We start from the raw sequence: 17,750 nt of genomic DNA, 5'->3' as shown, positions 1-17,750 counted from the left end.
CGCGCGCATGATCGACCTGTATTACTGGCCAACGCCCAATGGCCACAAGATCACGCTGTTTCTCGAAGAAGCCGGGGTCGAGTACCGGATCGTGCCGGTCAACATTGGCGCTGGCGCGCAATTCGAGCCCGACTTTCTCAGGATCGCCCCCAACAACCGAATGCCGGCGATCGTCGATCACGATCCGGTCGGCGGCGGCGAACCAATCGCGATCTTTGAGTCCGGTGCGATCCTGCTGTATCTGGCCGACAAGTACGGCAAGTTCATCCCCGCCGACATCCGCGGGCGGACCGAGACGGTGCAATGGCTGATGTGGCAGATGGGCGGGCTTGGGCCGATGCTCGGACAGAACCATCATTTCAGCGGCTATGCGCCCGAGAAGATCCCCTACGCGATCGACCGCTACGTCAAGGAAACCAATCGGTTGTACGGCGTGCTCGACCGGCGGCTGGAGGGGCGGGAGTTCGTTACCGGGAGCTATTCGATCGCCGACATGGCGGCCTATCCGTGGATCGTGCCCTATGAACGGCAGGGCCAGAAGCTGGAGGACTTCCCCAATCTCAAGCGCTGGTTCGAGGCGATCGCGGTGCGCCCTGCGACGGTCACGGCCTATGCCAAAGGGGCCGAGGTGAGCGAACAGAAGCCGATGACCGAGGAAGCGAAGAAGATCCTGTTCGGGCAGACCGCCGCCAAGCGATAAAGTGTTTTCCCTTCCCCACCCGTCCGCCCTGAGCGGAGTCGAAGCGCCCGCGCTATGCAAGGACTTCGACTTCGCTCAGCCCGAACGGATGTGGGAGATACGCAAACTCGGCCAGATCGGTCCGCCCACCCCCCGTTCGCCTTAAGCGAAGTCGAGGGGCCTGCGCTGCGCAAGGCGATTCGACTTCGCTCAGCCCGAACGGAAGTAGGATACGCGACCTCGACCAGATCGATCCACCCACCCCCCCGTTCGCCCTGATCGAAGTCGAAGGGCCTGCGCTGTGCAAGGGGCTTCGACTTCGCTCAGCCCGAACGGATGTGGGAGATACGCAAACTCGACCAGATCGGTCCGCCCACCCCCCCGTTCACCCTGAGCCAAGTCGAAGGGCCAGCGCTGCGCAAGGGCTTCGACTTCGCGCAGCGCGAACGGATGTGGGAGATACGCAAACTCGATCAGATCGGTCCGCCCCCCCCGTTCGCCCTGAGCCAAGTCGAAGGGCCTGCGCTGCGCAAGGGGCTTCGACTTCGCGCAGCCCGAACGGATGTGGGAGATACGCGAACTCGACCAGGTCGGTCTGCCCACCTCCTTTTCGAACGTCCCGTATGGCATTCCACCCCCATCTCCCCTAGCAGACTCGAACTTCCGGATTCCGAAACGAGGCTTCATGACCGCCGCAGTTCTCCTCGCCAGCGACTTCGCCACCCTTCCCGATCTCATCCGCGCCCATGCGCAGGAAAACGGCGACAAGGTCGCGCTAGCCGAGTCCGACGGGGAGATCGATTACGCTGCGCTCGATGCGCTGATGGACCGGATCGCTGCCGCGCTGCAACGCGACGGCGTCCGCAAGGGCGACGCCGTCGCGATCGTCGGCGCGGCCACGATCGACTATGCCGCCATCTTCCTCGGTGCGCTTCGCGCGGGCTGCGTCGCCACCCCGATCGCTCCCTCGTCCACGCCGGCGGCGATCGTCGCGATGATCGCAGACTGTGCCGCGCCGATCACCTTCGTCGACGCGGACGCCGCCGCCGCGATGACCGGGCACCGCATCCCCGGCAAGCTCGTCCACCTCAAGTCGCTCGGCCACTGGATCGCCCCCGAAGGCGCGCGTCCGCAACCGGTCGAGATCGCACCGGGAGACCCGTTCAACATCATCTATTCCTCGGGCACCACCGGCACCCCCAAGGGGATCGTCCAGAGCCACGCGATGCGCTGGGCGCATATCAATCGCAACGAGGCGGCGGGGTTCGCGCACGCCGTGACGATCATCGCGACGCCGCTCTATTCCAACACCACGCTCGTCAGTTTCCTGCCGACGCTCGGTTGGGGCGGAACGGCCGTGCTGATGAAGAAGTTCGATGCACGCGGCTATCTGCAACTCGCCGAACGTCACCGCGCGACGCACACCATGCTCGTCCCCGTCCAGTACAGCCGGATCATGGGCCTCCCTGATTTCGACCGCTTCGACTTGTCGAGCTTCGTGTTCAAGACATCGACCAGCGCCCCCTTCTCCGCCGCACTCAAGGCCGACGTGGTTGCGCGCTGGCCCGGCCTGCTCGTCGAATATTACGGCATGACCGAGGGCGGCGGCACTTGCCTGCTCGTCGCCAACGCGCATCCCGACAAGCTCCATACCGTCGGCCGCCCGATCGAGGGACACGACATCCGGCTGATCGACGACGACGGCCAGGAAGTCGCGCCGGGCGAAACGGGCGAGGTCGTCGGCCGTTCGCCTGCGATGATGACCGGCTATCACGGTCGCGCCGAAGCGACCTCGGCGGCGGAATGGTTCGATGCGACGGGCAACCGCTTCATTCGCCACGGCGATGTCGGGCGGTTCGACGAAGACGGGTTCCTCACCTTGCTCGACCGCAAGAAGGATCTGATCATCTCGGGCGGGTTCAACATCTATCCGACCGACATCGAGGCGATCCTGTCGCAACATCCCGCGGTCGCCGATTGCAGCGTCGTCGGCGTCGCATCGGAAGCCTGGGGAGAGACCCCGATCGGCTTCTACGTGCCGCATACCGGCGTCGACGCCAGCATTGATGACATCCTCGAATGGACCAACGCGCAGCTCGGCAAGACGCAGCGCTTGTCCGCGCTCCACGCGATCGCGGAACTGCCGCGCAGCGCGATCGGCAAGGTGCTCAAACGCGACCTGCGCGAGTTGCTTTCCGCATGACGCCGATCTCCGATATCATCGCCGCCGCGACTCCGGTCGAGCACGGGTTCCGCGCGCAGGTACCAAGTGACTGGCTTCAGGGGCGGACGGCCTATGGTGGCCTGTCGAGCGCGCTCGCGCTCTACGCTGCGCAGGCCATTGAACCGGACCTCCCGCCGCTGCGTTCGGCGCAAGTTGCGTTTATCGGTCCGCTGAGCGGCGACATCACCGTCACCGCAACCAAGCTGCGGCGCGGACGCAATGCCGCGTTTATTCAGGCGGATATCACGTCGGACGCGGGGCTCGGTTACCGGGCGACGTTCGTCTTCATGGACGGGCACCCGTCGCGGGTCGACTTGCAAGGGGCCTTGCGCAAACCGCTTCCGCCGCCTGCCCCGGACGCCACGCTCTACACCGGCCCGGACGAGTTTTTTACCGGCAACTTCAACTTCCTGGATCTCAAGCAGGATGGCGACCGCGCGCTCGGCGAGGCGGAGTGGCTGCGCTGGGCACGGCTGCGCGACCACACGGGCATCGACGCCATGGTGGAGCTGATGGCGATCGGCGACGCGCTTCCGCCCGCCGCTTTCAAGTTGTTCGGCAAGGATTTCGTGCCGCTCAGTTCGCTCACCTGGATCGTCAACCTGCTCACCCCCACCCCGCGGACGACCGACGGCTGGTGGCTGCTGTCGGCCCGAACCGATCACGCGGTCGCCGGAGGATCGAGCCAGACGATGATGGTGTGGAATGCGGACGGCGAGCCCATCGCTCAAGCCATGCAAAGTGTCGCAATTTTCGGCTGATCGCAGCAGTTCTGCGTCGGTATCAAGTCCATATTTAGCCGGTATCGCGCGCTTTGGCGACACTTTGATACAGTTTCGCGCATTGCCGACACATCCGGGGGACAGCTACGCTCGATAGGCGTACCTATGGTGACACGGGCATCCAGCCCCGGGAGGGAACCGGTAATGCACAAGCAACTGTTCGTGGTCGTCGCGGCGATCCTTGCCGCACCGCTCGCCATGCCCGCTTCCGTCGCCGCGCAGCAACCCCCCGCCGCCAACCCGAAGGCCGGTATGGCCCGCGCCGACGCCAACATGGACGGCAAGATCTCGCGTGCCGAGGCGGATGCGCAGGCCAGCCAACGGTTCGACCGGCTTGATGCCAATCACGACGGCTTCCTCACGCCCGACGAAATGCCGGGGCCGGGCGCGCGGATGATCGGTCGGGCGGACGCGGACCATGACGGCAAACTGTCGCGTCCCGAATTTCTGGTCCAGTCGGGCAATCGCTTCGACCGGATCGACGCCAATCGCGACGGACAGATCACCGCCGACGAAATGAAGGCCTGGACCGACAACGCCCGCGCCGCGCAGCGCGCCACGCGCACCGACCCGGCCGATGCGATCGCCCCCGCCGCGGTGCAGCCCGCGCGCCCGACTGCCCAATAAGCCCCCGCGCGACCCGGCCGGAGAAGCGCCCCGCGCCTGTATAGCCCTCGCTTCCCTGATCGGAGCATCATGCTACACCCCGACCCCATGGGAGACACGCCACACCTGCTGCTCGTCGATGACGAACGCTCGATCCGGGAACCGCTCGCGCAATATCTGACGCGGCAGGGTTTCCGCGTGACGCAGGCGGGCGACGCCGAGGGCGCGCGCGCCCGGATGAACGCCTATGCGATCGACCTCGTCATCCTCGACATCATGATGCCGGGCGAGGACGGTCTCAGCCTCACGCGCCACATCCGGGAAACGGGCGAGATCCCGGTGATCCTGCTGACCGCACGCACCGAGGAGACCGACCGCATCGTCGGGCTCGAGATGGGCGCGGACGATTATGTCGTGAAGCCCTTCTCCCCGCGCGAACTGGCCGCCCGCGTGAAGGTGATCCTTCGGCGCGCGGCGGCGGGTGGCGTGCGGCAGCATGCGCCCGAAAGCGGTTCGTTCGCCTTTGCCGGATGGGTGCTCAAGTCGGGCGAGCGTACGCTGGTCGATCGCGACGGCGTGTCGGTTCCGCTGTCGACCGGCGAGTATAACCTGCTCCACGCGCTCGTCACGCGCCCGCGGCAGGTGCTTACCCGCGACCAGTTGCTCGATCTTACGCAAGGCCGCGAAGCCGCCGCGTTCGACCGCGCGATCGACAATCAGGTCAGCCGCCTGCGCCGCAAGATCGAGGCCGATCCCAAGGTTCCCGACCTGATCAAGACGGTATGGGGCGGCGGCTATACGCTCGCCGCCGAAGTCACCCGGCTTTGAGGCTGCTACCCCGCAACCTGTCGGGCCAAATGGCGCTGCTGATCGCGCTCGCGCTGTTCTTCGCGCAGGCGATCAATTTCACACTGTTCCTGCAGGAGCGGCGTCAGGCCCGGATCGAACAGGCGACCGGTCCCGCGGTCGCGCGGATCGTCGATGCCGAGGAACGGATCGCAGCGGGGCGGCTGCTCAGCACGAACAACCGCCGGATGCGGGTGGTCGCCGCCTCGCCGATCCGGATCGATGATACGCGCCGGCCCGAGATCGAGGTGGCATTACGCACGGCTTTGCATGATGTCGGGATTACCCCCAGACAGATTGAAACCCAGGTGATCCCGCTATCACCGAATAATCCGCGGCTGCGCTTTGTCCGGCGCGACCGGCTCGAACGGATGCTGCGCGACGGCGGCGAACTCGTGATCGCGGTCGAACGGAGCGATCATCGCTGGCTCGCGCTCAACCTGCCGTGGTCGCGCAACGAAAACTGGTTGCTGTGGCGGCTCGTGGCGCAGACGCTGATCCTGTATGCGATCGTGCTGATCCCGTTGCTCTGGGCCGGGCGGCGGATCTCCCGCCCGCTGCAAAGTCTCGCTCACGCCGCGCGCAGCTTCGTCCCCGGCGAAGTAGACGTTCCCGTCGTCGAGGGGGGGCCACAGGACGTGCGCGACACGATCGTCGCGTTCAACGCGCTGCGGCTCCGCGTCACCGCGATGCTCGATGAGAAGGACCGGATGCTCGGCGCGATCGGGCACGATTTGCGCACTCCGCTTGCGGCGTTGCGCGTGCGGATCGAGTCGGTCGAGGACGATACCGACCGCGAGAAGATGGCCGAGACGATCGCCGAAATGAACAGCACGCTCGACGACATCCTGTCGCTCGCACGGCTGGGCCGACCGAGCGAGCCGCCGACCGAAGTCGATCTGGCCGCGCTGGTCGATGCGGTGGTCGAGGATTTCCGCGACCTTGGCAACGACGTCGTTTTCGAGGAAGCTGCACGGCTGCGGATGCGGCTGCGCCCCGGGTTGATGCGGCGCGCGGTGCGCAACCTGATTGAAAACGCGATTAAATATGCCGGCTCCGCCGAGGTGATGGTCACCGAGACCGCGCGCACGGTAGAGATCGCAGTGTGCGACCGTGGCCCGGGCATTCCCCGCGACCGGTTCGAGGATGTGTTCGATGCGTTCACCCGGCTCGAAACGTCGCGCAATCGCGAGACCGGCGGGATCGGCCTCGGCCTTGCGCTGGCGCGATCGATCGTGCGCGATGCGGGCGGCAACATCACGCTCGAGAACCGCGATGGCGGCGGGCTGGTGGCGCGGATCACGCTGCCGCGCTAGACTGGCAGCAGTCCACGACGGCAGGAGGACGTGATGCACGACGAAGGGACGGGTCAGGGCAGGACCGGTCAGGGCGACGAGATCGTCCGTCGCGCACGCGGCGTGGCGGCAGGGTTCGCCGACGTTGGCCTGACGCAAGCCGAGGAACTGCTGCGTCGCCTGTCGCCCGAGGGCCGCGCGCAGGCACGTCGCGAGAAGGAAGCGCGGCAGCGGCGCGAGCGGCGGGTGTTGGCGCGCCTCGCGCTGGCGCTGGTCGCTGCGCTGCTGGTCTGGGCTACGCTTGGCATGGTGTTCGCGCCAACCATCGCGACGGCGCTCGCCATCGCGACAATGGTCGTGCTGACCGTCATGATCGCCCACTATTCCAAGGCAGCGCCCCGCGGTCGCGCGGCACTGGCCGAAGCGACGCTCCCCGATCTTGCCGCCGAGACGACGCTCTGGCTGACCGCCCAACGCCGTGGCTTGCCGCTGCCCGCGGCGCAACTCGCGGATGCGCTCACGCAGCGCTTTTCGAAGCTTGCCCCGCAGACCGCGCGCCTCGACCCGAAAAGCCCGGCCGCCGACGCGGTTCGCACCCTCATCGCAACTGAACTGCCCGATCTTGTCGACGGCTGGCGCGCCGTTCCGGTCTCGCGACGGACGGTCCCGCAAGCCAATGGCCGGACCCCGAACGATCATCTGATCGACGGTCTGCGCCTGATCGACATGGAGGTGGCACGCATGACAGACAATCTGTCGCACGGCGCGCTCGACGCGGTCGCGGTGCAGGGGCGGTATCTGGAACTGAAGTATGGCGACCTCCACACTCCGTTGCGATCGGACGACGCGGAGGGTCTACGCTAGAAACTTGTGTGCGGGACGAGCGCGCGGGTAGCTCCCAGAGGTTCAGAGCCGCATCTTGAACCCGACATGGCTAGGGACGAACCCGCATTTCTGCCAGAAACGATGCGCCGCCGTTCGCGACCCTTCGGACACCAGCTGCACCGTGCCACAGCCCGCGTCACGGCATTGTGCGACGGCCCAGCGAACGAAACGCTCCCCCTCCCCTCGCCCCCTGAGGTCAGCAACGATGCGGACCGCTTCGATATAGCCGTGGCTTGCGCCCCGCATCGACAAGCCGGGGACGACCAGAAATTGCATCGTGCCCACGATCCGCTCTACGTCAACCGCGACCACCAACCGCTGATGATCGAGCGTCGCGATCGCTTGGAACGCCGCAAGATAGGCAGGCAACAGCGGTACCGAAGCATCCTCGCGTTGCGCACCCAACGGATCGTCCGCGAGCAATTGCACGATGGCAGGCAGATCAGCTTCCAGCGCGTCACGATAGACTATGGTCATGCAACAGCTTTAGGCAACGACATCCGCGCCAACAAGCAATCACGGTTTCCGTACTGCTCGACCGCCAGACATATGCGCGTCAGGATCGGATCAAGCGCGTCCATGCTCGCTACGAAGCGTCAGCGATACGCACCACCTTGATGGCATCCGCTTTCCCGCCGAACTCGACCATCTCCCCCACTTCCGCGCCGATCAGCACGCGCGCTAGCGGTGCCTGATACCCGATCCGGCCTTCCGCCGGATCCGCCTCGTCGCCGCCGACGATCTCGACCACACGTTCGCTGCCGCCCATTCGGATCGTTACGCGGCTGCCGATCCCGATCTCGCCAGGCTCGGGCGCGGGAACGACTTCGGCGGTCGTCTGGCGGGTGTGCCAATAGCGTTGCTCGCGCAGCAATGCGGGGCGATCCTCCTCGGATGCCTGTTCCAATGCTGCATCCAGCCGTGCGATTTCGGCATCGATCAGCGCGAGTCCACGCGCGGTCACAAGATTGGGCCCCGGCGCGATCGGCCGTTCGAACTTGGGTTCGAGATGTTCGTCGTCGCTCTCGCGACGAAACGCTACGCTCATGGTCGTGTCCTCATGCGCTCATCATCCGGCCTCGGACCGGGAATGTCCACCAACGCATGGGCACCAGGATCAGCCCTATTGGGTGCGGCGCAACATTCTGCTACGCGATCGCACATGCTGAACATCAACGGTATCACGGTGCGCCTCGGCGGGCGCGCCATTCTCGACGGCGCGAGCGCGGCCTTGCCGCCGAAGAGTCGCGTCGGTCTGATCGGACGCAACGGCGCGGGCAAGTCCACGCTGATGAAGGTCATGATCGGCCAGCTCGAACCCGACCTCGGCGAGATCGAGATGCCGCGCGGCACCCGCATCGGCTATATCGCGCAGGAAGCGCCCTCGGGCACGACCACGCCGATCGAGCAGGTGCTCGCCGCCGATACGGAGCGCGCAGAACTGCTGGTCGAGGCCGAGACGAGCCAGGACCCCAACCGCGTCGGCGAAATCCACGAACGCCTGATCGCGATCGACGCCTATACCGCGCCCGCCCGCGCCGCGCGGATTCTCGTCGGCCTCGGCTTCGACGAGGAAATGCAGGGCCGCCCGCTCGACAGCTATTCGGGCGGCTGGAAAATGCGCGTCGCGCTCGCCTCGCTGCTGTTCTCCGAACCCGACCTGCTGCTGCTTGACGAGCCCTCGAACCATCTCGATCTCGAAGCGACGCTGTGGCTCGAGAACTTCCTCAAGAGCTATCCCGCGATGATGGTCGTCATCAGCCACGAGCGCGATCTGCTCAACAACGTGGTCGACACGATCCTCCATCTCGAGGGCGGGAAGGTCCATCTCTACACCGGCGGCTACGACAGTTTCGAGCGCCAGCGCGCCGAACGCGTCGCGCAGCTCGCCGCCGCCAAGGCCGCGCAGGATACGCAGCGTGCCAAGCTCAGCGAATATATCGCCAAGAACAGCGCGCGCGCCTCGACCGCGAAACAGGCGCAGAGCCGCCAGAAGATGCTCGCCAAGATGCAGCCGATCGCGTCGATGGCCGAGGATCCGACGCTGTCGTTCGAATTCCCGAGCCCCGAGGAATTGCGCCCGCCGCTGATCACGCTCGACATGGCGGCGGTCGGTTATGCGGAAAAGCCGATCCTTCAACGGCTCAACCTGCGGCTCGATCCCGACGACCGGGTCGCGCTGCTCGGCCGCAACGGCAACGGCAAGACCACACTCGCGCGCCTGCTCGCCGCGCAATTGCCGACGATGGACGGCGAGATGAACGCCAGCGGCAAGATGCGCGTCGGCTATTTCACCCAGTATCAGGTGGAGGAACTCGACGGCGACGACACCCCGCTTGAACATATGACTCGGCAGATGTCGGGCAAGACGCCGGGCGCGGTCCGCGCGCAGCTCGGGCGGTTCGGCTTCTCGGGCGTCAAGGCGACGCAGAAGGTCGGCAAGCTCTCGGGCGGCGAGCGTGCGCGGCTGGCGCTTGCGCTAATCACGCGCGACGCGCCGCACATGCTGATCCTCGACGAACCGACGAACCATCTGGACGTCGATGCGCGCGAGGCGCTGGTGCAGGCGCTCAACGCCTATGACGGGGCGGTCATCCTCGTCAGCCACGATCGCCACATGGTCGAGCTCACCGCCGACCGGCTGGTGCTAGTCGATGGCGGCACCGCCAAGGAATATGCGGGCAGCATGGAGGATTATATCGCCTTCGTGCTCGCAGGCGACGGTGGTGGCGAAGGGGCGAAGACCAAGGCGGTCAAGAAGGACGACAAGCCCCAGCTATCCGCCGCGGCGGTCGCATTGCAGAAGAAAGCGCATGAAGCGGAGGCGTTGGTCGCCAAGCTGACCAAGCAGCTCAACGCCGTCGACCGCGCGATCGCGGATCCGTCCGCCGCAGAGGCGTGGCTGTCGCGGATGAACCCGGCGGAACTCGCCAAGCAGCATGCGCAGATCAGCAAGAAGCTCGATGCGGCGGAAGCGGTGTGGTTCCAGGTCAGCGAGTCGCTCGAAACCGCGTGACCCGTTACCGGAGCGCGGGGTAGGCAACGCCGGACGTGAAGTCCTGCGTGACGAACCCCGCCCGCCCCGCCTATAGCGCCCCCATGCAGACGCTCGCCGACATCGAATCCGAATACAGCTTCCTCGAGGCGGACGACCGCTATCGCCTCCTGATCGACCTCGGGCGAGACCTCGAACCGATGCCGGATCCACTCAAGACCGATGCGACGCTCGTGCGCGGGTGTTCGGCATCGGTGTGGGTCTATCCGATGGTGCGCGACGACGGGACATTGCACTTCCTCGCCGACAGCAACGCCGCGATCACCAAGGGGATCATCGCGCTGGTGCTACTCGCGGTGCAGGATCAGGCGCCGGCCAAGATCCTTGCGACCGACGTGCCGCAGGAACTCGCGCCGTTCGACCTGAGCAAGCAGCTCAGCTCCAACCGTACGCAAGGCATTCCCAACATGATCGCGCTGATCCGCGAAACCGCCGCGCGCTACGTCGAGGCCTGACCCCCTCACCGGTAAAACGAGGCAGGGTCTCGATCCCTAAAGACACTTATGGTGAAGCCGGTTACGCTGTCGCTCTACTGGCCTCTACCCGGAGACTCGCGATGCGCCCGATGATCGTCTTGCTGCTTGCGATGGTCTGCTCTCCGGCGGCCGCGCAACAAACCCATGACCGGGAACCGTCGATCCAGGTATCCGGAACGGCCACCGTGTCGACCAAGCCCGACATCGCCACTTTGGTCTATTGGGTGACGGGCGAAGGCAAGACGCCGGACGCAGCCAGCACCGCGCTCGCGACCAAGCAGAAGGCGATCGTTGCCGGTCTGACGGGCCTGTTGGGCCAGGAAACGCGATTGTCCTCGGGTGAAGTCAGCGTGATCGAAACGCGATCGGCCGAATGCGACGGACCCGGCAATTACAACAATCGCCCGCGCCTGAGCGAGGGGGCCTGCACGGTCACCGGGTACATCGCCAGCCTGCGCGGCGACGGACGGACGACGGCCGTCACCAAGGCCGGGACCGCGGCAGGACTGGCGGCGCGACTGGGAGCGCGGGATGCGCGGGTGCAGTCGTTCGAACTGGCCAGCCCCGCCGACGCACAGCGGCGCGCAACCACCGCTGCAATCGCCGACGCGCGCGCAAGGGCCGAGGGATTGGCCAGCGGCGCGGGCGTCAAGCTGGGATCGCTGCTGTCGCTCAACGACCAGAATGCGATGAACGACATTACCGTCACGGGTGCATCGCAACGGGCCGAATTCGCCCCGCCGCCGCCACCGCCGGCCGCCCCGGTCGAGATCGCGGTTTCGCCACGACCGATCGAGACGACGGCCCGCGTCTTCGCACAATTCGCGATCGACCGCTGATCGCGTCAGCGCCGACGGATCACGCGGCCACGCGCTCCGCGGTGAGCAATACGTCCGCATGATATGGCGACAGACCGAACTGCGCCTCTACCTCGGGGTCTAGCCACGATTCGATGTACGCCGCATCGTCTGCGGACAACGCAACGTAGCGTTGTGGCGTATAGGGTTCGTGCCCCTGCCCCTTGTAGCTCGAGACCTTCGTGAACGTCGCCACGCGCTCCAGTCCGGCGGCCATCGCGATCGTCGCCAGGAACCGCTCGGGAGCACGCACAAAGGCATCATAGCTGACCAGCGCGACGTTGTGCGCCCGTGCCGGAAGCGCCGCCCAGTGCCGCAGCTTGGCGGTGCGCTTGGCAATGCAGTTGTGGAACCGCTCGCCGGTGGCGGGGTCGCGTTCGTGGAGCATCTCGGTACCGAGCATCGGGTGCCCCGGTTCGATATGGTGGACGTGTTCGTCCCAGCAACTGTGCCATTCACTGCGCAGGAAACTCTCAAACGATTTGGCCTTCAAATCGGGGTGCGCGTGCCACGGCTGGCGATGCAGGCTGCGCGCCCAGTCGAAGGCATCGCGCGCGACGACGACCGTCAGGGTATCCTCGGGGAAAACGGTCTGCGGGGGGACGAACCAGTGCTTGTGGCCCAGTTCGTCGGTCAGGGCAGCAGTCGGGCAATTGGTGGCGAGCGTCTGCGCGACGACGTTTGTCCCGCTGCAGCGCTGTCCGTAAATCTGGATACGCGTGATCGGCACGACCCCCCGCACGATCATGCTGAGACCGTTCTCCGGCCGACTCCAGTCGTACGTAATCGTCATGGAACCCTGCGAAAATCTTGGCGAGAAACACGCGCCCGCCTGTCGGTGGCGCCGATGCGCGCGCTACACGCTTGCGGTCACGCCGCCAACTCGATTGTTTCCTGCGTTACGAACGGTCTGGAAAACGGGCCTCGCCAACCCCATCATTGACCGCAGTGGACAGAACGAAGGCGACCGCCTATCGGACCCCGCTTCGCGCGCGCCTCTTTCGGGTTTCCGGCTGCCGCTTTCCCTGACGAGCCCGTATGTATGAAGGAGACCCGCAAATGGCGTGGCTCATCCTCGGCGTTGCCGTGGTTACTGAAATCATCTGGGCGCTCAGCCTTAAATGGGCAGCGATGCAGGGCAGCTGGCTCGCCTCCAGCGTCCCGATCACGCTCAGCTTCATCAACATGGGGCTGCTTGCGCTTGCGATGCGCGGGCTTCCCGCGGGGACCGCTTACGCGGTCTGGACCGGGCTCGGCGCGGTCGGCGTGACGATCTTCGGGGTGATCCTGTTCGGCGAGAAGCTCAACGGCATCCAGATGGGGTTCATCGCGCTGATCATCGTCGGCGTGGTCGGAACCAAGTTCTTCGCCACCACGTGATCCGGCGGGGGCGAATGCCGCCCCTGCTGTCCTACAACGACCGATTTGCGTAAGGGGGAAGCCACGCTCTTTGAAAGGTCTGGCTTCTCTCACCGCGCGAAAACGCAAAGCGATTCCGCCTAACTGCAGCCTAACCTTCCGCTACCGGCGGCACCGTCGCCCCGCTCAACCCCAGGTCGCGAGCGACGTCAGCCATCGGCGCGCCACGCGCTACCAGCGCCCAATCGCCCGGCGCCGCGCCGGTCACGACCGTCACCGCATCGCGCGGGCAGATCCCCAAGCACTTCACCTCGATGATGCCGATCGAACCCTTGCGTCCTTTGCGAACGCCCAATTCCTCGCGCAACGCCTTTGCGAGCGGCATCTTGCCCTTAGGGCCGAACCCGCCCTCCAGTTTCGTCGAACATTTCTTGCAGACCAGCACGGTGTCGGTCCATTCGGATCGGACCGTTCTCAAACGTCGGGCTTCCACGTCCGCTGGTCTTCAGCGGCCTTGAGTACGTCATACGCCGCCTGAATCGCCATGAAGCGTGCGGCGGCCTCCTTGTCGCCCGGGCGCACATCCGGATGGTTCGACTTCGCCAGCCGCCGCCACGCGATGCGGACGGTTTCAAAATCCGCATCGACATCGAGTTCGAGCACTTCGAGCGCCCGAATCTCGTCGCGTGAGCGACTACCGTCGCCCGGCCCCGCCCATTGGTGGTGCCGCGATTCGGTGTAGCCTTCGGCAGTCTGTGTCTCGGCGCGCTCGCGTTCGGCGGCTTCCTCGGCGCTCAGACCCTCAAAGTAATTCCAGCCGCGATTGTATTCGCCGGCATGCTCCTGGCAAAAATACCAGCGTTCCGGGCTGTTGGGGGACTTAGGCGCGGGGCAGTCGCCCTTGTTGGTGCAGCCGTGCCGGTCGCACAGTCGGATCGTCGCCGCCTCGGTGCTGGATTCGCCATAAGCGCGCCAGCGGGGAAAGCCCCAATCGGTTGATCTGGATGTTGAGCGGGCCATAGCAGGCCATTTAGGCACGCCGGGCTGCCAGCGCCATGACGCTTTTGTGAAACCACAGTGAATTAAAGCGATCAGTGCAGGAAATGCGCCAGAGGGTCTGTAAGCCGGGTTCTGTCCACCCCGCCGCATATGGCAAGGTTAGGCGACCATTCCTCTAGGACGACGCTTGCGCGCCGCCTCAAGCAATCAACCCGGGCGACGAGCTGAAACGAAGCCCATGTGCCGCCCCTATTCGATCTTGCTCCCGGTGGGGTTTGCCATGCCGCCCCTGTTACCAGGCGCGCGGTGCGCTCTTGCCGCACCCTTTCACCCTTGCCTGTTCCCCGTCCGATTTGCATCGGGGAGGACATCGGCGGTCTGCTCTCTGTGGCACTTTCCCTAGGGTCACCCCCGCCGGGCGTTACCCGGCACCGTCGTTTCGCGGAGCCCGGACTTTCCTCGCGTACTCGAAAGTACCCGCGGCCGCCCGACCCTCTGGCCCGCGCGTCTTAGGCATCCCCGGTGGGTTTTGGCAACAGCAGCGCGAGCAGGATGCTGCGACATTCTCCATCGATCTCGCCGTCGATCAGTTCGGGACGGAAGCGGCGCTGAAATGCGACGACCGCGGCAAGCTTGTCGCTGACGTCATAGCCGAAGCGCTCAAGCGCAACGAGGAAGCCCGCGTCGCTCCACATCGGGTCCATCAACCCCTTGGTCGGCCGCGGCAGCGCGAGGCGCAGCTTGGCCAGCCGGTTCCACGGAAACAGTTCGCCCGGATCCTGCTTGCGTGCAGGCGCGATGTCGGAATGGCCGACGACGTTGCCGCGCGTGATGCCGTGGCGTTCGGTGATGTCGGCGACCAGTCGGACGACCGCGTCGATCTGCTCCTCCATGAACGGACGATAGCCGAGCTCGTGGCCGGGATTGACGATCTCGATGCCGATGCTGGCGCTGTTGACGTCCTCGATCCCGCGCCAGCGTGACTTGCCCGCGTGCCAGGCGCGCATGTCCTCGGCGACCATCCGCAGGATCTGCCCATCCTCGGCGACGAGATAATGCGCGGAAACCTTGGCTTCCGGGTCACGCAGCCGGTCGATCGCGGCCTGCGCACTTTCCATGCCCGTATAATGCAGCACGATCAGCGACACGGGCAGAGAGCGCGTGTCGAAGTTCGGCGACGGTGTCTCGATCATATTCATGGCGCTGTCCCCTCCGAGCCCGCTTTCAGCTTAAGCACGGTACGGGGCGCGGCGAAACCCCGTCAGAGGGCGGGACGCACCGCTTCATAGAGCCCACGATACCGGGGACTTGGCCTGAATGCCTCGGTTTGCCCGATCACGGTTTCGCCCGCGCCGAGCACCAGCAGCCCACCCGGCCGGACCACCGTGGCGAACCGGTCGAGCACGCGACGGCGTAATTCGGGGGGAAGGTACAGCAAGACGTTGCGGCACAGGATGACGTCGAATTTCCCCGCAGGCAGCGGATCGCCGACGAGGTTGATTCGCCGAAACGCGATCCGACGCACGAGTTCGGGCTTCGCAACCCAGTCTTCGCCCTGCTGGTCGAACCAGCGCATCATCCGGCGAATCGGCAAGCCCCGCTGGATCTCGAAATGCGAATAGCGCCCCGCCCGCGCGCGGCAGAGCGCGGATTCGGAAACGTCGGTCGCGACGATGTCGGGCGGCAACGTCTCACCCTGCGCTTCCTGTTCCGCGAACAGCATCGCGAGCGAGAGCGGCTCCTGCCCGACCGAGCAACCCGCCGACCAGATCCGAACACGCCGCTGCCCCTGCTCGGCACGAAGCACCCCGACCGCCTCGGCGACGAGCTCGATCACCGCGGTATCGCGGAAGAACGAACTTTCCTGATTGAGCAACGCATCGACGGCCTGGTCCGCGATCTTGGGCGAATGCCGCACCGCATCGACAAGATCGTCGAGCGTCGCGAGCTTGAGATCGCGGAGCAGCGGCTTGAGCGCAGTTTCGATTCGCCATTCGCGGTTGGCGGCAAGCTGCTGCCCGGTCCGCGTTTCGAGCAGGGTGTTCAGCGCGACCATCACGCTTTTGCTATGGGATTGCACATCAGCCATTCGGGTCGGGGTACTTTCTGCAACGTTGATCATCACACACGACGACGATGCTGGACGATGAATTGACCGATTTCTTGTGGAGACAGGATCGCGCTGGCGTGGCCCGACGTCGCGATCGACCCGGGCATTCCCCACACGACCGAGCTTTCCCGGTCCTGCACGACAATGCTGCCGCCGCGTGCGATGATCGTACGCGCGCCCTCGGATCCATCGCGGCCCATGCCGCTGAGCACGATCCCCAACGCCCTCGTGCCGTACACCTCGGCGATACTGTCGAACATCGGATCGACCGAGGGCATGCAACTGCTCCGCGCGGGATCGCCGTTCAGCCGGATCGCACCGCCATCGGACGTGCGCACGACCCGTATGTGTGCGTCGCCGGGCGCGACGATGATCCGGCCCGGCCTGATCCGCATGTGGTCGGTCGCGACGTCGCACGGTCGCCCCGCCATCGCCGCAAGCTGTGCGGCAAAATACGGCATGAATGATGCGGGCAGATGTTGCGTCACCAGGATCGGTACCGAAAAGTCCGACGGCAGCCCGGTGAGCACTTGGCTGAGCGCGTGGATCCCGCCGGTGGATGCGCCGATCGCGATAATCTCGTAGCCGCCGGGGATTTCCGCCGGCGCTGCCACGCGGGGTTTTCGAGGGGCGACGGCTGACGGTTGCTCGTCCGCCGGTTGCTCATCACGCGCGATCAGACGTCGTAGCTTGTCGACCAGCGCGATCGAGAACTTGCCCGCAAAATTGCCGATATCAGGCTTCACCAACGTATCGGCCGCACCTTGCGCCAACGCCTCGATTGTTGCCGCCGCACCGTCACTGGCCACGGACGATACGATCAGGACCTTCGCCCCCCTGCCCGCAACGATCAGGTTGGGCAGTGCCACCAGGCCGGTCACGCCGGGCATTTCGATGTCGAGGACGATGATATCGACCTGTGTCTCGCGCAGGAAGCTCAACGCTGCACCGGCATTCGCCACCGCACCCTTGACCACAAAGTCGCCCCCCGCCTCGATCGCGCGCGAGATCATGGCTCGCGCGACGACCGAGTCGTCGACGATCAGTACGCTTGCAGAAGGATCACCTTCGGACATGCTGGGACTCGCAAGGGCGCAAGGAAATGGACCGTCGCCGGGGCGGGCGCGGGGCGATGGAACGGACGAACCGGAGGCCTGATCGGGATACGCTGGACAAGCCATCCCGGGTCGGCCGTCGTCAGGCCATACCGACGATCTGCAACTTGCTTTCCAGCGTTTCGCGGTCGAACGGCTTCATGACATATTCGTCCGCGCCAGCCTCGATCGCCGCGCGAATGTGCGCCATGCCGTTCTCGGTCGTGCAGAACACGACCTTGGGACGCGACGGAATGTTGCTGTCGCGGAGCGCGCGGAGGAAATCCATGCCGCTCATCACCGGCATGTTCCAGTCCAGCAGAATGACGTCGGGCGCGGATGCGAGGCACGCGGTCAACGCCTCACGGCCATCGCCCGCCTCGCTGACCTGGAAATTGAGAGTCTCCAGAATATGGCGCGCGACCTTGCGGATCACTTTCGAATCATCGACGACGAGGCAGGTCTTCATGAAGTCTTCCCATT

At 65.5% G+C, this 17,750-nt stretch carries 20 protein-coding genes and 1 other RNA gene; 11 read left to right on the top strand and 10 right to left on the bottom strand.

All coding sequences use genetic code 11. From position 1 onward, the window contains the following. Positions 1-7: 7 nt before the first annotated feature. The 7 genes from ABIC17_RS06710 to ABIC17_RS06680 all read left to right on the top strand — a co-directional run bounded on the left by ABIC17_RS06710 (position 8) and on the right by ABIC17_RS06680 (position 7,296). Positions 8-700, top strand: coding sequence for a glutathione binding-like protein (locus ABIC17_RS06710; protein WP_354280265.1), 693 nt, complete (start codon positions 8-10; stop codon positions 698-700). A 664-nt stretch (positions 701-1,364) separates the two neighbouring features. Beyond that, on the top strand, positions 1,365-2,882 hold the full coding sequence (locus ABIC17_RS06705; protein WP_354280263.1) for a class I adenylate-forming enzyme family protein: 1,518 nt from the start codon (positions 1,365-1,367) through the stop codon (positions 2,880-2,882). Continuing rightward, positions 2,879-3,664: a thioesterase family protein gene (locus ABIC17_RS06700; protein ID WP_354280261.1), complete on the top strand. Its 786-nt coding sequence runs from the start codon at positions 2,879-2,881 to the stop codon at positions 3,662-3,664. Before ABIC17_RS06705 ends, ABIC17_RS06700 begins: the two co-directional genes overlap by 4 nt. 165 nt (positions 3,665-3,829) lie before the next feature. Then, positions 3,830-4,312, top strand: a complete 483-nt coding sequence (locus ABIC17_RS06695) for an EF-hand domain-containing protein (protein WP_354280259.1) — start codon at positions 3,830-3,832, stop codon at positions 4,310-4,312. An 87-nt stretch (positions 4,313-4,399) separates the two neighbouring features. Continuing rightward, positions 4,400-5,119 (top strand): response regulator, encoded by a 720-nt coding sequence (locus tag ABIC17_RS06690; RefSeq protein ID WP_354280257.1) that lies wholly within the window; start codon positions 4,400-4,402, stop codon positions 5,117-5,119. A gap of 29 nt (positions 5,120-5,148) precedes the next feature. Then, a complete protein-coding gene (locus tag ABIC17_RS06685; protein ID WP_354280601.1) occupies positions 5,149-6,453 on the top strand; it encodes a sensor histidine kinase in 1,305 nt (434 codons plus the stop codon). Between the two features lie 33 nt (positions 6,454-6,486). Beyond that, on the top strand, positions 6,487-7,296 hold the full coding sequence (locus tag ABIC17_RS06680; protein WP_354280255.1) for a hypothetical protein: 810 nt from the start codon (positions 6,487-6,489) through the stop codon (positions 7,294-7,296). Positions 7,297-7,338: 42 nt separating this feature from the next. Here ABIC17_RS06680 and ABIC17_RS06675 read toward each other — a convergent pair whose 3' ends face one another. After that, positions 7,339-7,794, bottom strand: coding sequence for a GNAT family N-acetyltransferase (locus ABIC17_RS06675; protein WP_354280253.1), 456 nt, complete (start codon positions 7,792-7,794; stop codon positions 7,339-7,341). Between the two features lie 109 nt (positions 7,795-7,903). Then, positions 7,904-8,365, bottom strand: a complete 462-nt coding sequence (locus tag ABIC17_RS06670) for a GreA/GreB family elongation factor (RefSeq protein WP_354280252.1) — start codon at positions 8,363-8,365, stop codon at positions 7,904-7,906. A 114-nt stretch (positions 8,366-8,479) separates the two neighbouring features. On the opposite strand from ABIC17_RS06670, the gene ABIC17_RS06665 reads away from it, so the two are divergent. From ABIC17_RS06665 to ABIC17_RS06655, 3 genes are all read left to right on the top strand, one after another. Then, positions 8,480-10,333 (top strand): ABC-F family ATP-binding cassette domain-containing protein, encoded by a 1,854-nt coding sequence (locus tag ABIC17_RS06665; protein WP_354280251.1) that lies wholly within the window; start codon positions 8,480-8,482, stop codon positions 10,331-10,333. Positions 10,334-10,416: 83 nt separating this feature from the next. Next, positions 10,417-10,827, top strand: a complete 411-nt coding sequence (locus ABIC17_RS06660) for a SufE family protein (protein ID WP_354280249.1) — start codon at positions 10,417-10,419, stop codon at positions 10,825-10,827. A gap of 101 nt (positions 10,828-10,928) precedes the next feature. Further along, a complete protein-coding gene (locus ABIC17_RS06655; protein WP_354280247.1) occupies positions 10,929-11,687 on the top strand; it encodes an SIMPL domain-containing protein in 759 nt (252 codons plus the stop codon). A gap of 19 nt (positions 11,688-11,706) precedes the next feature. Here ABIC17_RS06655 and ABIC17_RS06650 read toward each other — a convergent pair whose 3' ends face one another. Further along, positions 11,707-12,498, bottom strand: a complete 792-nt coding sequence (locus tag ABIC17_RS06650; protein WP_354280245.1) for a hypothetical protein — start codon at positions 12,496-12,498, stop codon at positions 11,707-11,709. A 266-nt stretch (positions 12,499-12,764) separates the two neighbouring features. Here ABIC17_RS06650 and ABIC17_RS06645 point away from each other — a divergent pair, with 266 nt between their 5' ends. Further along, complete coding sequence (locus ABIC17_RS06645) at positions 12,765-13,085, top strand: DMT family transporter (RefSeq protein WP_354280243.1); 321 nt, start codon at positions 12,765-12,767, stop codon at positions 13,083-13,085. 130 nt (positions 13,086-13,215) lie between these two features. Here the strand turns inward: ABIC17_RS06645 and ABIC17_RS06640 are convergent, their stop codons facing one another. The 7 genes from ABIC17_RS06640 to ABIC17_RS06610 form a co-directional block, all read right to left on the bottom strand. Further along, positions 13,216-13,542 (bottom strand): thioredoxin domain-containing protein, encoded by a 327-nt coding sequence (locus ABIC17_RS06640; RefSeq protein WP_354280241.1) that lies wholly within the window; start codon positions 13,540-13,542, stop codon positions 13,216-13,218. After that, positions 13,539-14,084 carry a J domain-containing protein gene (locus tag ABIC17_RS06635; protein WP_354280240.1) on the bottom strand — a complete coding sequence of 182 codons (546 nt, stop codon included), beginning with the start codon at positions 14,082-14,084 and terminating at the stop codon, positions 13,539-13,541. Before ABIC17_RS06635 ends, ABIC17_RS06640 begins: the two co-directional genes overlap by 4 nt. Positions 14,085-14,168: 84 nt before the next feature. Continuing rightward, an RNA gene (gene rnpB, locus ABIC17_RS06630) (RNase P RNA component class A) lies at positions 14,169-14,562 on the bottom strand. A 10-nt stretch (positions 14,563-14,572) separates the two neighbouring features. Next, a complete protein-coding gene (locus tag ABIC17_RS06625) occupies positions 14,573-15,262 on the bottom strand; it encodes an N-acetylmuramoyl-L-alanine amidase (protein WP_354280238.1) in 690 nt (229 codons plus the stop codon). Positions 15,263-15,324: 62 nt separating this feature from the next. Beyond that, positions 15,325-16,119, bottom strand: coding sequence for a CheR family methyltransferase (locus tag ABIC17_RS06620; protein ID WP_354280599.1), 795 nt, complete (start codon positions 16,117-16,119; stop codon positions 15,325-15,327). Between the two features lie 65 nt (positions 16,120-16,184). Further along, a complete protein-coding gene (cheB, locus tag ABIC17_RS06615) occupies positions 16,185-17,249 on the bottom strand; it encodes a chemotaxis-specific protein-glutamate methyltransferase CheB (RefSeq protein ID WP_354280236.1) in 1,065 nt (354 codons plus the stop codon). 121 nt (positions 17,250-17,370) lie between these two features. Then, positions 17,371-17,736, bottom strand: coding sequence for a response regulator (locus ABIC17_RS06610; protein ID WP_354280235.1), 366 nt, complete (start codon positions 17,734-17,736; stop codon positions 17,371-17,373). Between the last annotated feature and the right edge of the window lie 14 nt (positions 17,737-17,750).

The organism is Sphingomonas sp. PvP056 (genome assembly GCF_040549155.1).
Classification (GTDB): Bacteria; Pseudomonadota; Alphaproteobacteria; order Sphingomonadales; family Sphingomonadaceae; genus Sphingomonas.
This window is presented reverse-complemented; position numbering and strand designations above follow the sequence as displayed.

Bases quoted from the DNA above. Each gene is read 5' to 3' on its own strand.
- ABIC17_RS06680 (WP_354280255.1), top strand. From the start codon at position 6,487: ATGCACGACGAAGGGACGGGTCAGGGCAGGACCGGTCAGGGCGACGAG.
- ABIC17_RS06645 (WP_354280243.1), top strand. From the start codon at position 12,765: ATGGCGTGGCTCATCCTCGGCGTTGCCGTGGTTACTGAAATCATCTGG.
- ABIC17_RS06635 (WP_354280240.1), bottom strand. From the start codon at position 14,084: ATGGCCCGCTCAACATCCAGATCAACCGATTGGGGCTTTCCCCGCTGG.
- ABIC17_RS06650 (WP_354280245.1), bottom strand. From the start codon at position 12,498: ATGACGATTACGTACGACTGGAGTCGGCCGGAGAACGGTCTCAGCATG.
- ABIC17_RS06695 (WP_354280259.1), top strand. From the start codon at position 3,830: ATGCACAAGCAACTGTTCGTGGTCGTCGCGGCGATCCTTGCCGCACCG.
- ABIC17_RS06660 (WP_354280249.1), top strand. From the start codon at position 10,417: ATGCAGACGCTCGCCGACATCGAATCCGAATACAGCTTCCTCGAGGCG.
- cheB (WP_354280236.1), bottom strand. From the start codon at position 17,249: ATGTCCGAAGGTGATCCTTCTGCAAGCGTACTGATCGTCGACGACTCG.
- ABIC17_RS06710 (WP_354280265.1), top strand. From the start codon at position 8: ATGATCGACCTGTATTACTGGCCAACGCCCAATGGCCACAAGATCACG.
- ABIC17_RS06610 (WP_354280235.1), bottom strand. From the start codon at position 17,736: ATGAAGACCTGCCTCGTCGTCGATGATTCGAAAGTGATCCGCAAGGTC.
- ABIC17_RS06690 (WP_354280257.1), top strand. From the start codon at position 4,400: ATGGGAGACACGCCACACCTGCTGCTCGTCGATGACGAACGCTCGATC.
- ABIC17_RS06625 (WP_354280238.1), bottom strand. From the start codon at position 15,262: ATGAATATGATCGAGACACCGTCGCCGAACTTCGACACGCGCTCTCTG.
- ABIC17_RS06675 (WP_354280253.1), bottom strand. From the start codon at position 7,794: ATGACCATAGTCTATCGTGACGCGCTGGAAGCTGATCTGCCTGCCATC.
- ABIC17_RS06620 (WP_354280599.1), bottom strand. From the start codon at position 16,119: ATGGTCGCGCTGAACACCCTGCTCGAAACGCGGACCGGGCAGCAGCTT.
- ABIC17_RS06685 (WP_354280601.1), top strand. From the start codon at position 5,149: ATGGCGCTGCTGATCGCGCTCGCGCTGTTCTTCGCGCAGGCGATCAAT.
- ABIC17_RS06705 (WP_354280263.1), top strand. From the start codon at position 1,365: ATGACCGCCGCAGTTCTCCTCGCCAGCGACTTCGCCACCCTTCCCGAT.
- ABIC17_RS06665 (WP_354280251.1), top strand. From the start codon at position 8,480: ATGCTGAACATCAACGGTATCACGGTGCGCCTCGGCGGGCGCGCCATT.
- ABIC17_RS06700 (WP_354280261.1), top strand. From the start codon at position 2,879: ATGACGCCGATCTCCGATATCATCGCCGCCGCGACTCCGGTCGAGCAC.
- ABIC17_RS06670 (WP_354280252.1), bottom strand. From the start codon at position 8,365: ATGAGCGTAGCGTTTCGTCGCGAGAGCGACGACGAACATCTCGAACCC.
- ABIC17_RS06655 (WP_354280247.1), top strand. From the start codon at position 10,929: ATGCGCCCGATGATCGTCTTGCTGCTTGCGATGGTCTGCTCTCCGGCG.